This window comes from Clostridium grantii DSM 8605 (assembly GCF_900129965.1).
GTDB classification, from domain to species: Bacteria; Bacillota; Clostridia; order Clostridiales; family Clostridiaceae; genus Clostridium_AF; species Clostridium_AF grantii.
Genome location: NZ_FQXM01000005.1, coordinates 160,125 through 173,937 on the forward strand (window position 1 = coordinate 160,125; position 13,813 = coordinate 173,937).

Sequence of the window (13,813 nt, forward strand, 5' to 3'; positions counted from 1 at the left end):
TTCATTTAAGCTTTCGCCAAAGCGAAAGGTCTCCATTACTGTAAACTGCCACTTGTCAACTTCTTTTGATTACTGTCAAAACCTGCTACGGTATTAAAAGCTTTTAATTTATACCAAAAAATATCTACGATATTGAGAATAAATATGATATTATTAAGATATAGTTAATGGATGAAAGTAGGTAATTTTATGGTTACAATTTATGATATAGCAAAGAAAACTGGATATGCGCCTGCAACGGTTTCAAAGGCACTTAATGATAAACCAGATATTAGTGCGAAAACAAAAGAAAAAATACATGCTGTAGCAAAAGAAATGGGATACTCCCCTAATTCACAGGCTATTGCTTTATCTACCAATAAAACTTGGAATATTGGGGTTTTATTTGAGGATGGAAGACATAATGGATTTACTCATTATCTTTTTTCTAAAATTCTAGAAAGTTTGAAAAAAGAAGCAGAATTAAGTGGGTATGATATTACCTTTATTTCACAAAGTATTGCAGGAAGAGATACCACATACCTTGAACATGCCAGATATAGAAGGTGTGAAGGTATAATAATTGCATGTGTTGATTTTACTATAAAAGGAATAAGAGAATTGGTAGATAGCGAGATACCAGTGGTGGTAATTGACCATTTATTTGATTCAGCAAGTACAGTTAAGTCAGATAATATAGATGGTATGAGAAAGATAGTTTATTATTTAAAAGCACAAGGACATAAAAATATTACATATATACATGGAGAGCCCTCTTATGTAACTGAACAAAGAATAGAGAGTTTTATAAAAGCAAATGAAGATTTTCAGGATCAAGGTAAATATAATTTAATCGAAGGAGTATATTCATCTAAAACAGATGCATATAACAAAACAAATCTTCTTTTTCAAAAAACAGATGAAATTCCTAGTGCTATTGTTTATCCAGATGATTATTCTGCTCTAGGGGGTATCGATTGCATTTTAGAATATGGATATAATATTCCAGATGATATAGCAGTAGTTGGTTTCGATGGTGTTGAGTTAGGAGAAATAATAAAACCATCTCTTACCACAATAAAACAGGATACAAACAAAATGGGAAGATTAGCAGTAAAGCAATTATTGAAACAAATTGAAAATCCAGATGAAGAAAATGTGGTAATACAAGTGCCGGTTAAACTTGTAGAAAGAGATTCTTCAAAATAAATAAAAAAACGCTTGTATAATGCGTTTTTTTATTGTATAATAAACTTAATCGGTTGAGGAAAACCATTACAAGATTTAAACATTGAATTAATGAACTTTAAAAGAGATATTTAGAGTGTGAGAATGTTTTAATCTATTATTTTTACTAAAGTTCTAAACCGGTTAAGTAAAATTAAAATATTCTATCTGATTTTGAAAAATAATATCTAAATCGGTTAAGCGTATTAAGCATATTAAGCAAATATAAGTTGAGAATGAATAATATGTGGAATAAGGGTATAAACTATTCTATATATTTTCAGATATATTCAAAAACATATTCATAGGGGGTATTAAAGATGAAAAAAATTATTGCATTAGTAATGAGTTTAACTTTAATGACGTCATTAGTAGCTTGTGGAGGAGGAAACTCCAACACTAAAAATTCTAATGAAAATGCAGCAACACCTGAGGTAACTGAGGAAGCAGATCCAACAGAATCAACTATACTTGGTAATGCAAATGCTGACAAAACTTTAGTTGTATGGACATTCACAGATGAAGTAAAAGGTATGATTAGTGATTACTATTTAAAAGATAATCCAGACCTTCCTTATAACATCGAAGTAGTAGTAGTTCCAACTGAAAATTATCAAACAAAACTTGATCCAGTTCTTGCATCAGGAAAAAATGCTCCAGATGTATTCACTATGGAAGCAGCTTTTGTTAAAAAGTATATAGATTCACCTTTCACAATGGACTTATCAAAAGTAGGTCTTGAAGCAAAAGCTGGAGATACTCTTCCATATGTATTAGATGTTGCTAAAGATAAAGATGGAGTTTTAAAAGGACTTTCATGGCAAGGAACACCAGGTGCATTCTTCTATCGTCGTTCAATTGCTAAGGAATACTTAGGGGTTTCTGAACCAGACGAAGTGCAAGCACTTATGAATGATTTTGATGGTTTCATCGATGTAGCACGTACTTTAGATGAAAAGTCTGGAGGAAAAGTTCATGCGATTTCAGGTACAGGTGACCTTACACAAGTATTCTATGCAGCACGTGAACATGCTTGGGTTGAAAATGATACTCTTGTAATTGATGATAAAATCAAAGAATTATTTGAAACAGCAAAAATATTAAAAGATGAAAACTTAACTACAGATGCTGAACAATGGAGTGAAGCTTGGTTTGCAGGTATGAGTGGAGACGACGTATTCGGATATTTATTACCAACTTGGGGATTACACTATGTTTTAAAAACAAATGCTGAAAATGCTACAAGTGGAACTTCAACTTCAGGTGACTGGGGAATGGTTCAAGGACCATCACCATATTTCTGGGGTGGAACATGGGTTGGACTTCGTGAAGGAACAGAAATGCAAGAAGCAGCAGCACAATTGGTTGAATACTTAACTTTAAATGATGACTTCTTAACAGCTTGGGCAAAAAATACTGGTGACTTCTTATCAGATCAAGTTGTAGTTGATAAAATTAAAGGTGATTTCTCAGAAGAATTCTTAGCAGGACAAAATCATTATGATTATTTTGCAGAAATGGCTCCAAAAATAGATGCTTCTAAACTTCAAGGTAGCGATTATGACATTCAAGCTTTATTGGGTGAACAATTAATAGCTTACTCAAATGGAGAAAAAGACTTTGATACAGCTATGGAAGATTTCAAAGCAGAAGTACAAAACGCATTCCCAACTATTAATGTAGAATAAAGAATTACAAACTATAATGGAATAGAATTTTCCTAAAAAACTTTAGGAAAATTCTGTTTCTTAGCTAAAAGGGGGTTTTAAGATGGCAACTAAGAGTTTATCAAGTAAAAAAGAAGGAAAAAGAAAAACTATTTCTTATTCTAAATATGGTTATTTCTTCGTAGCTCCTTTTATTATTGCTTTTTTAATTTTTCAGTTTTATCCGATATTATATACAATAAATTTGAGTTTTACAGATTTGGCAGGTTGGGCAGAAGAATTCAATTATGTTGGTTTTAAAAATTACACATCGCTTCTTAATAACAAATTGTTTCATGCAGCATTTATAAATACATGGATAATATGGATGATGAATTTTATTCCACAAATAACTTTAGCACTATTATTAGCTAGTTGGTTTACAAATCTAAAATTGAAAATAAAAGGAACTGGATTTTTTAAAGTTACCTTATACTTACCAAATATAATAACAGCAGCATCAGTATCAGTTCTTTTCTATGCAATATTTGGATATCCATCAGGTCCATTAAATCAATTAATGCAAAATATGGGATTGATTGATGCACCTATAAATTTCTTTAGAAGTGTGGGTATTACAAGAGGAACAGTAGCATTCATTCAATTTTGGATGTGGTACGGAAACACAATGATTATATTAATGGCAGCTATTTTAGGTATTTCACCATCACTTTATGAGTCAGCAATGGTAGATGGAGCAACTTCAACACAAATGTTTTGGAGAATAACAATGCCTTTAATCAAACCAATTATGTTATATACATTGATAACATCATTAATTGGTGGTATGCAAATGTTTGACATTCCATTCCTACTTACAGGTGGAGCGCCAAACAATTCAGTTCAAACTATGACAATGTTTATATACAAACAAGCCTTTACAGGTGGACGTAATTTCTATTTTGCAGCAGCGGCATCAATGTTACTATTTATACTTATTGCTGTAATTAGTTTAATAATATTTAGATTTTTCAGACAAGAAGATAGGGGGAGAGCGTAAATGCATACAAAAAGCGAAAAAATTGAAAAAATACTCATTTACACACTACTTTGCTTTCTACTATTTTTAAGCATAATACCATTTTGGCTTATGTTTGTTAATGCAACGCGTTCCACAGAACAAATTCAACAAGGAATATCTCTTATCCCAAGTAAATATTTAAAATTTAACTGGGATGTATTAACAGGTAGAGGGTTTAATATTTGGAGTGGTTTGAAGAACAGTGCCATTATAGCTTTTTCTTCAACATTCTTATCAATATACTTTTCAGCAATGGCAGCTTACGGACTTGTAGCATATGAGTTTAAAGGCCGTGACACACTTTTTACAATAATCCTTGTGGTTATGATGATTCCAGCTCAACTTAGTATGGTTGGATTTTACCGTTTTATGTTGGACTTGAATTTAGTAGATTCCTTTATTCCAATTATTTTTGGAGCTATATCATCTCCAGCTACAATATTTTTCTTAAGACAATACTTGCTTTCTTCCTTCCAAAAGGAATTAATAGAAGCAGCGCGTATTGATGGAGAGGGAGAAATAGGAATCTTCCATAAAATCATGTTACCTATTATGAAACCAGCTTTGGCAACTATGGGTATTTTCGGAATAGTAGGATCATGGAACAATTATTTAATGCCATTAACATTATTAACAAGTGAAAGTAAATACACACTTCCAATGCTTGTACAGCTATTGAAAGCAGATATATATAGTACTGAATACGGCGGTATTTATTTAGGTTTATCATTATCAGTATTCCCACTATTAGTAACATACTTATTTTTATCAAAATATATCATTAGAGGTATTACACTTGGCGGAGTAAAAGAATAGGAGAATAAAAATGTTTACTAAAGATTTTATTTTTGGTGCAGCTACATCTTCATATCAGATAGAAGGTACAAAAACTACATCAGGATATATAGAAAGTATTTGGGATGAATTTTCTAAAAAACCAGGAGCAATTTTAGATAAAAGTGATGGTAAAGTTGCTTGTGAGCATATGAAGTATTATAAAGAAGATATTCAACTTATGAAAGAATTGAATCTTGATGCATATAGATTTTCCATTTCTTGGCCAAGAATTATGCCAAAAGAAGGAGAAATATCACAAGAGGGAATAGATTTTTATAAAAATTTACTTCTTGAACTTAAAGAAAAAGGGTTAAAATCATCAGTTACAATATATCATTGGGATCTTCCACTTTGGATTTATGAGAAAAATGGAGGATGGATTAGCCGTGATACAGCATATTTATACCTTGAATATATGAAACTTGTAACAAGGGAATTAGATGAGTATGTTGATCAATGGGTAACTTTTAATGAACCTTTCTGCAGTAGTTTTTTAGGCTATCTAACAGGAGACCATGCCCCGGGACATAGAAATGAAACTGATTATATTAAGGCTGTTCATCATTTACATCTAGCACATGGATTGGCCGTAGACTATTACAAAAAAAATTATAATAAGCCTATAGGAATTGTGGTAAATTTAACTCATGTTTATTCAAGTGACAATTCATATAATAATAGAATGGCCATTAAAGTATGGGATGCTATAAGCAATACAGTTTATTTAGACCCTATATTTAAAGGAAGGTATCCAGATGATTTAATGATGCTTTTGTCAAATAAGGTGTCAGATTTTAATTTTATTAGGGAAGGTGATTTAGAAATCATCTCTAATAAAATTGATTTTCTAGGAATTAATTATTATACCCACTGTTTTGTGGAATTTGATGCAACTAGTAAATTTTTAGGACGCCCTGCTTATACAGAACATGAAAAAACAGCAATGAATTGGGATATAACGCCACAAGCATTATATGATCTTGTACATCGAGTAAGAAATGAGTACACAGATATACCTATTTATATTACTGAAAATGGATCAGCTTGGGATGATAAGCTTGAAGATGGAAGAGTGCATGATGATGGACGAATTAATTATTTTAATCTTCATTTAGAAGTAGTAGAAAAGTTAAACCATGAAGGAATGAATATTGCAGGATATTTTGCTTGGTCACTTATGGATAATTTCGAATGGGCTTATGGATATGCTAAAAGATTTGGTATTATTTACATTGATTATGAAACTCAAAAAAGATATCCAAAGGATAGTTACTATAGATACAAAGAAATAATTAAAGCTAGAGAATTGTAGGGGAGGGTTAAAAATGCAGACAAGGATTCAAAATCCAATTTTAAAAGGGTTTAATCCTGACCCGGCTATTTGTTATGTAGATGGAGTATATTACATAGCAACTAGCACTTTTGAATGGTTTCCTGGTGTGCAAATTCATGCGTCAAAGGATTTAGTTAACTGGAAAGTGGTTGCAAGACCACTAAATAGAATTAGTCTATTGGACATGAAGGGAAATCCATCATCAGGTGGTATTTGGGCACCATGTCTTACTTATAGCAAGGGAAAGTTTTACCTTATATATACTGACGTGAAAAGTTGGGATAATTCTTCACCTTTCAAAGATTCACCAAATTTTTTAACAACTTGTGATAAGATTGATGGCGTTTGGAGTGACCCTCTTTATATGAATAGCAGCGGATTTGATGCTTCACTATTTCATGACGATGACGGGAAAATATGGTACATGAACATGGAATGGGATTATAGAAAAGAAGGAACAAACCGTTTTACAGGCATTGTTATACAAGAATTTGATGAAGAAAATAGATGCCTTTTAGGAGAAGTTACTAAGATTTACAAAGGAACAAGTATAGGTTTAGTAGAAGGACCTCATATATATAAAGTTGGAGAATTTTATTATTTGATGACTGCAGAAGGTGGAACTTCTTATGAGCATTCAGTAACAGTTGCTAGAAGTAGAAGCGTACTTGGACCATATCAAACACATCCAAATAATCCTTTAGTTACAAGTTACGAAAAAGATGTTTACTTAAAAAAAGCAGGCCATGCTAGTATGTGTAAAAATAATAACGATGAATGGTTTTTAGTACATTTATGTGGACGACCTCTTCCAGGAACTAATCGTTGTGTATTAGGAAGAGAAACCTCAATTCAAAGATTAGTTTGGCAAGATGGCTGGCCTTATATTGCATCTGAAAATGGACCATGTCATGATCCTCAAGACTTTATAGAAGTTGAAGGAAATATTGCTAAATTAGAAAAAAATGAAATAAAATATACTTTTGATAACAATGATTTTCTAAATGATTTTCAAACTCTTAGAGTACCTTTAGGGAATTTGATGACCATAGAGGAAAATCCAGGTTATTTAAGATTATATGGTAGAGAGTCACTTATGTCATGTCATGTACAAACAGTCGTGGCAAGAAGACAAACTGATTTCAGCTTTGAAGCAGAAACTAAATTTTATTGTAACCCAGAAAGCTTTCATCATATGGCTGGTTTAACTTATAGATATGATGAGAAAAACCAATATTTCTTTAGAGTAAGTTTTGATGAAGATGATCAAAAATACTCACTAGGTCTTTTGTGGGCTGATAGAGGAGTATTTAAGCTCGAAGAAATAGGAATTGATTATTATGAAAGTATAACTTTAAAAGTTGTGGTAAACTACGATAAAATAAAATTTTATTATGCTATAAAAGACAAATTTGTTGAGTTCCCTGGAGAATATGATTCATCGATTTTATCTGATGATTATGTGGAACCAATGGGTTTTACAGGAGCTTTTGTAGGAATGCAAACTATTGATATGAGGCATCAAAAATTTTATGCAGATTTTAAGTATTTTAATTATAAAGAAATAAAATAATTTTTTAAAGGTTCTAATAAAGGTATCTCAGTTCAACTATTAATTTATACATGCCACAAAACTCCCAAAAGCCGGAGCTTTTGTAAAATGAAAATAGGTTTAACTTCAAACAAATTGATAATTAATTGTTGAAGTTAAACCTATTTATGGTTAAAGAATTTTAATCTGTTATAAGACACTGTAAAAGATTTTACAACATGAAACTTTTTTATCCTCTACCATAAACCTCAATCTGAATAAGGGCAGAAAAAGCTGCAGAAAGTTCACGTTTTAAACTACTAAATTTAAGTGAATCTATTTCTATTTCGTCAAACTTATAACTTTGATAATCTGTGGTTTTTTCCATAGTAATATCCATAATTGTTCCATTAGAAAAAGTAAATGTACCACTATACCAATTTATATCATGATCATTTATATAATCCGCACGCAAATATAATCTAATTTCATCAATCTTAACTTTTCTTCCGAAGTATAAATAAAAAGCTAAATCATCTCTTAGTCCACCACCCCAAGATTGATAAGGATAGTTTCCGTGACCGCTTGTCTCACATACGCCATCGATGGCATTTCTAGATTCAAAAACAGACTCATCACGAGTAACAATATTTGCATCAGAATGTGGAAAATAATTAATTTCTTTTCTTAAATCAAGAGTATTCATAGCTAAATTACGTCTAGTATGAATATCTTCATTAGATACCTTTCTTAAAGTGATTATATGATTTTCACCTGCAAATGCTTCTGGATGATATGCTCTTTTTTTTTCTGAAAAAGGAATAGAATATTCAAAAAATCCTTCTGGAGCGTAAACCATAGATTCTTTTAAAGTTTTATCAATATTTACATAAGCGTAAAGTTCTTTTTCTAAATCAAAGACTAATTTATCCCCTTCAACATATTCTCTTTTAAAGTTTAAAGAAACATTTTCTCCATCGGATTGAAAAAGTATCTCATTCTCTTTGTTTTTTAGTAGTAATCTCATAAAATCTCCTCCATTATTTTCAAGTATAATCAAATATTTTCAAGTATAATCAAAGTTTTCAATTTCTCTTACTTATATGATAATATAGCTAGCGCTTAATGTCAATATAGTGACACTATATGTTCATAATTCTATACAGCGTTTAAAGAAGAGAAATAAGTAGATATAGTTAGTAAATGCGACTTTATTTATTATAATGGGTATTTTTGAATGAATATGAAAGTGAGATATATTGAATAAAGTCTAGATAAATGATATATTATTAGTGAGATTAAAGTGTCAAAAAATGAAACGAACAAATTATAATAAAATGTTTTGCAACAAGCAAAGTATTAAAATAAATAATTAGGAGGATTCAAATTATGGAAATAAGATATTCGTCACATCCACAGGATTCAAAAAAATATGATACTACAGAGTTAAGGGAAAAATATTTAGTTGATAATCTTTTTGTGCCAGGTGAGATGAAGTTGGTTTACAGTCATATTGATAGAATTATAATTGGTAGTATTTCGCCAACAGACAAAATGCTTGAATTAGAAGGCGGAAAAGAATTAGCAGCGGATTATTTTCTACAAAGAAGAGAATTAGGAATAATAAATATAGGTGAAAGCGGAATAGTTTATTTAGATGGAGAAGCTTATGAATTATCTGCAAGAGATGGTCTTTATGTAGGTATGGGAGTTAAAGAAGTAAAATTTGCAAGTAAAGATTCTGAAAAACCAGCAAAATTCTATATAAACAGTGCCCCAGCTCATAAAACTTATCCAACAGTTAAAATTGAGATAAGTAAAGCTAATCCAGTTAAATTAGGAAGTTTAGAACAATCAAATCTAAGAACAATATATCAATATGTTCATCCAGCAGTTTGTGAAAGTTGTCAATTAGTTATGGGATTAACAGTACTTGAACCAAATAATGTTTGGAACACAATGCCTTCACATACTCATGAAAGAAGAATGGAAGTTTATTTATACTTTGACTTAGATGAAGAATCTGCGGTTTTCCATATGATGGGCGAGCCCAATGAAACTAGACATATTGTTATGAGAAATGAACAAGCGGTTATATCACCAAGTTGGTCAATTCATTCAGGAGTTGGAACTAAAAATTACACATTTATATGGGGCATGGTTGGAGAAAATCAAACATTTACAGATATGGACCATATTGATATGAAGGATTTATTCTAAATTAAAAATATAAATTAAAGAGGAGATAAAAAAATGGATCATTCTTTAGATAGTTTTACAATGGATTATTTTTCACTTAAAGGTAAAGTTGCTATTGTTACAGGCGGAAATACAGGCTTAGGACAAGGATATGCAGTGGCACTTGCAAAAGCTGGTGCGGATTTATTTATTCCAACTTATGATACTAATTGGGATGAAACAAGAGAAATTATTGAAAAAGAAGGAAGAAAAGTAGAGTTTTTTCAAGCTGACTTATCAAATAGAGACAGTATAACAGCTTTAGTTGAAAATTGTATGGAAGTATACGGAAAAATTGATGTTTTAGTAAATAATGCTGGAACAATAAGAAGAGCTCCTCTTTTAGAATATAAAGATGAAGACTGGAAGGCAGTACTAGATGTAAATTTAAATGCTGTGTATTATTTAAGCCAAGATGTAGCTAAAATCATGGTTAAGCAAGGCGGAGGTAAAATAGTTAATGTAGCTTCAATGTTATCTTTCCAAGGAGGTAAATTTGTTCCGTCTTATACAGCAAGTAAACATGGGGTTGCTGGTGTAACTAAAGCATTTGCTAATGAATTAGCTTGTGAAAATATTCAAATAAATGCAATCGCTCCTGGATATATAGCTACAGCAAATACTGCACCAATAAGAGCAGATGAAAAAAGAAATGCTGAAATATTAGGAAGAATACCTGCAAACAGATGGGGACACCCAGCAGATTTAATGGGAGTAGTTGTATTCCTTGCATCAAAAGGTTCAGATTATATGAATGGACATATTTTAGCTATAGATGGTGGTTGGTTAGTTAGATAGTTGGAAAAGATTGAATAAAAAAATTAAAAAATCATGTAAGCCTTATTATAGAGGAAGAGTAAAGCTCTTTAATCTAATAGTAAGGCTTTTGTTTTAGGTTGAATCAGCTTTAAAACTATGTTATATTGTAATGAGAATTAAGTTTCATTGAAATGACACTATAGGGAACCCATTGTGAAACTTAATAGTTGAACTGGGATACCTATATTTCAATGATTAATTTAATAGTTCGGGAGGAAATTTTATGGCCACAGTTGATGATGTAGTTAAAGAATCAGGGGTATCCAGGAGTACAGTTTTTAGATTTTTAAATGGACAGAATGTTAGAGAAGATAGTAAAAACAAAATAATAGAATCTATGAAAAAATTAAATTATAAAACAGAAGAAATAAAAAAATTAGATAATTTGAATATAGAAATAAGCATATGTCATGATCATTATGATTTTCAAGGATTTTCGGATGTGGTTAGCGGAATAACAGAGTATGCGCAGGAAAATGGGATAAGGATTTATTTGTCAAGCAGAACGGGAGAGCAAATAGATAAAGATTATACGGACATAAATGAAGAAAATAAAGTTCATGGAGTGCTGGTAGTTGGTAAAAATAAAGTTGATGAATTAAAAGAAGCTAGTTATTTATCAAAAAATAATATTCCTTTTATTTTAGTTAATAGAAAAATTAATGATGAGAATATAAGTTATGTAACCACGGATGTGGAAAAAGGTGCTTATGAGATCACTAATTATCTTATTAGTTTAGGACACAAAGACATATTAGTTGCAGGAAATCCAGATGAACTTTTAATTGATGAACATAAAATGAGAGGGTATAAAAAAGCACTGGAAGATAACGGAGTAGAATTTAATGAAAAATTATATATAAAAACAAATAAAATAAATTTGGAGAATGACTTAAGAAAAGCACTAGAAGCAGGTAATACTCCTACAGCTTTTTTTGGTATTTGTGATAGTGATGCCATTAAATTTATGAATGTAGCTACAAGCATGGGGATGAAAATTCCAAAAGATATATCCATTGTGGGCATGGACAATATAAGTATGGCTCAATATATTAACCCCCCTTTAACAACTATAGATATGTTTTTTAAAAAAATGGGAAGTGTTGCCATGGAACAACTTATGCAATTGATTGATAAAAAAATTAAAAGTATAAAAACAATTATTGACCATGAATTAATTGTTAGAGAGTCTTGTAAGAAATTAAAATAATTGTTATGAAAAAATCAAATGTAATATTGCGTATAATTTATATTTAAACATATTAAAATATAAATTATATTGTACAAAAAATAAGAAGAATAGCCATAAATAATCATTTGATAATTTATGGATATTCCTTATATAAAGAGAAAAAAGAAGTTAATTAAATAACTTCTAAAGAAGTATTTATGTGTTCACTCCAGGCTTTTCTTATGATTTTTTCGATTTCTTCCTTTTCTAGTAAAGTTGTTTCATAAGTTGTAATAAGCATTAATTGAGATTTAGCATGTTTTCTTTCGATTCTTTTCTCACTGTAATTTGAGGAAGCTAAATCTATCTGATACCAATATTCTCCATCAAAAACATCTCCTTTAATTCTGAAAAAGGTATCTTTTAATGCTAAAGAAAATAACTTAACAGAATTTTTATCCAAGAAAGCATCTGATTTTAAATTAAAAGCTTTTAATCTATTCAAAGGAGTATTGGATGTTGGAGTAGGCTTTAAATTTAAGGTTAAAAGTTCTTTTTCTTCACAAGAACCATCCATATAAGGGGATCTATTAATTTTATCTTCTTTAATTTTATCCCAGAAGTCCTGTTTTAGATTACAATAACTTCCTTGGTGAATCTCAGTTGATGGATTAAGATGAGTAATAATACTAAAAATAGTATTTATTCTTTCATCATTAATTAAGTCAATTTTATTCAAAACAATAAAATCACTATAAATAACTCCTTTTTTAACAGCAGGAAGCACTTGAACTAATTCTACAAAATTTGTACTATCGATTAAAGCAATTGTACCCTTATAATCATAAGCATCCCCATAATTTTTTTCTATAAGTTCTAGAATTGTTCTAGTGTTAGAGGGGTCACCTATGCCAGAGGATTCTACAAAAACATGATCTAAATCATGTTCAGATAACTTACCTAAAGCTGTTATAAAAGTTCCTTTTAAGCAAGAACAAAAAATAGCTCCGTTATTTATCTCAATTAAATCTTTATTGGGATCTGAAACTCTATAACCATCTATACTTTCATTTCCAAATTCATTCATTACTATACCGATTTTTTCATTTTTGAATTGTTCAATCAATAGATTTAAAAAGGTGGTTTTTCCAGAACCTAAAAATCCAGTAATAAAATATAACTTTATTTTCTTTTTCATAAACAATACACCTCATCTTTAAGTAGTTTATAGCATAGTATAATAAATAGAAGCAAACCAACTTATGGATTGCTTCTAAACTTTTTATAATTGTTTTGGGATAGTGGGGAAAATTATTATTTAGCTAACTAAAGATTTTGCAACCTCTGCAGCTGAAGCAGCATCTGGAGTATAATAATCTGCGCCTATTTCTTTTGCAAAATTAGTTGTTATAGGAGCTCCTCCTACCATTACCTTGAAGTTATCTCTAACTCCTCTTTTATTTAACTCTTCAATAACATCTTTCATTCTACCCATTGTAGTAGTGAGTAATGCAGACATTGCTATTATATCAGCGCCGCTTTCTATAGCAGCATCAACAAATTTTTCGGGAGATACATCTACACCAACATCTATAACTTCAAAGCCTGCACCTTTTACCATCATTGCAACTAAGTTTTTACCGATATCGTGTAAATCCCCTTTAACTGTTCCAATAACAAATTTTCCTAATGGTTTAACTCCTTGAGAAGCCAGTAAAGGTTCTAAAACTTTAAGGCCAGAATTCATGGCTCTTGCAGCAATTAATACTTCAGGAACATAAATTTCGTTTTTCTTGAATTTTTCTCCAATTATACTCATACCAGATAATAATCCTTCGTTTAAGATAGTATCTGCTTTTTCATTATTAGATATAGCTTCTTCAACCAATTCTTGAACCTTTTTTGCATTACCTTTTTGTAACATTAAAGACATTTCTTCGTATAAACTCAT

12 protein-coding genes are annotated in these 13,813 nt (G+C 30.5%); 9 read left to right on the plus strand and 3 right to left on the minus strand.

Going from position 1 to position 13,813, the window contains the following annotated elements; translation table 11 throughout:
* Positions 1-189: 189 nt before the first annotated feature.
* The 6 genes from BUB83_RS05755 to BUB83_RS05780 all read left to right on the plus strand — a co-directional run bounded on the left by BUB83_RS05755 (position 190) and on the right by BUB83_RS05780 (position 7,676).
* A complete protein-coding gene (locus BUB83_RS05755) occupies positions 190-1,188 on the plus strand; it encodes a LacI family DNA-binding transcriptional regulator (RefSeq protein ID WP_073337497.1) in 999 nt (332 codons plus the stop codon).
* 338 nt (positions 1,189-1,526) lie between these two features.
* Positions 1,527-2,894, plus strand: coding sequence for an ABC transporter substrate-binding protein (locus tag BUB83_RS05760; RefSeq protein WP_073337498.1), 1,368 nt, complete (start codon positions 1,527-1,529; stop codon positions 2,892-2,894).
* Positions 2,895-2,976: 82 nt separating this feature from the next.
* The gene (locus BUB83_RS05765; protein WP_073337499.1) at positions 2,977-3,912 is read left to right on the plus strand and encodes a carbohydrate ABC transporter permease; all 936 of its coding nucleotides are present in this window, start codon (positions 2,977-2,979) and stop codon (positions 3,910-3,912) included.
* Positions 3,913-4,749, plus strand: coding sequence for a carbohydrate ABC transporter permease (locus tag BUB83_RS05770; RefSeq protein WP_073337500.1), 837 nt, complete (start codon positions 3,913-3,915; stop codon positions 4,747-4,749).
* A gap of 10 nt (positions 4,750-4,759) precedes the next feature.
* Positions 4,760-6,082: a GH1 family beta-glucosidase gene (locus BUB83_RS05775; RefSeq protein ID WP_073337501.1), complete on the plus strand. Its 1,323-nt coding sequence runs from the start codon at positions 4,760-4,762 to the stop codon at positions 6,080-6,082.
* Positions 6,083-6,095: 13 nt separating this feature from the next.
* The gene (locus tag BUB83_RS05780) at positions 6,096-7,676 is read left to right on the plus strand and encodes a glycoside hydrolase family 43 protein (RefSeq protein WP_073337502.1); all 1,581 of its coding nucleotides are present in this window, start codon (positions 6,096-6,098) and stop codon (positions 7,674-7,676) included.
* Positions 7,677-7,884: 208 nt separating this feature from the next.
* Here BUB83_RS05780 and BUB83_RS05785 read toward each other — a convergent pair whose 3' ends face one another.
* Positions 7,885-8,661 carry a hypothetical protein gene (locus BUB83_RS05785; protein WP_073337503.1) on the minus strand — a complete coding sequence of 259 codons (777 nt, stop codon included), beginning with the start codon at positions 8,659-8,661 and terminating at the stop codon, positions 7,885-7,887.
* A gap of 362 nt (positions 8,662-9,023) precedes the next feature.
* Between BUB83_RS05785 and kduI the strand changes: the two genes are divergently transcribed.
* The 3 genes from kduI (at position 9,024) to BUB83_RS05800 (ending at position 11,901) form a co-directional block, all read left to right on the plus strand.
* On the plus strand, positions 9,024-9,854 hold the full coding sequence (kduI, locus tag BUB83_RS05790; protein ID WP_073337504.1) for a 5-dehydro-4-deoxy-D-glucuronate isomerase: 831 nt from the start codon (positions 9,024-9,026) through the stop codon (positions 9,852-9,854).
* Between the two features lie 33 nt (positions 9,855-9,887).
* On the plus strand, positions 9,888-10,670 hold the full coding sequence (kduD, locus tag BUB83_RS05795; RefSeq protein ID WP_073337505.1) for a 2-dehydro-3-deoxy-D-gluconate 5-dehydrogenase KduD: 783 nt from the start codon (positions 9,888-9,890) through the stop codon (positions 10,668-10,670).
* Between the two features lie 244 nt (positions 10,671-10,914).
* Entirely contained in the window at positions 10,915-11,901 is a 987-nt protein-coding gene (locus BUB83_RS05800) for a LacI family DNA-binding transcriptional regulator (protein WP_073337506.1), read from the plus strand.
* 154 nt (positions 11,902-12,055) lie between these two features.
* Here BUB83_RS05800 and BUB83_RS05805 read toward each other — a convergent pair whose 3' ends face one another.
* Complete coding sequence (locus tag BUB83_RS05805) at positions 12,056-13,060, minus strand: GTP-binding protein (protein WP_073337507.1); 1,005 nt, start codon at positions 13,058-13,060, stop codon at positions 12,056-12,058.
* 120 nt (positions 13,061-13,180) lie between these two features.
* Positions 13,181-13,813, minus strand: a complete 633-nt coding sequence (locus tag BUB83_RS05810) for a corrinoid protein (protein ID WP_073337508.1) — start codon at positions 13,811-13,813, stop codon at positions 13,181-13,183.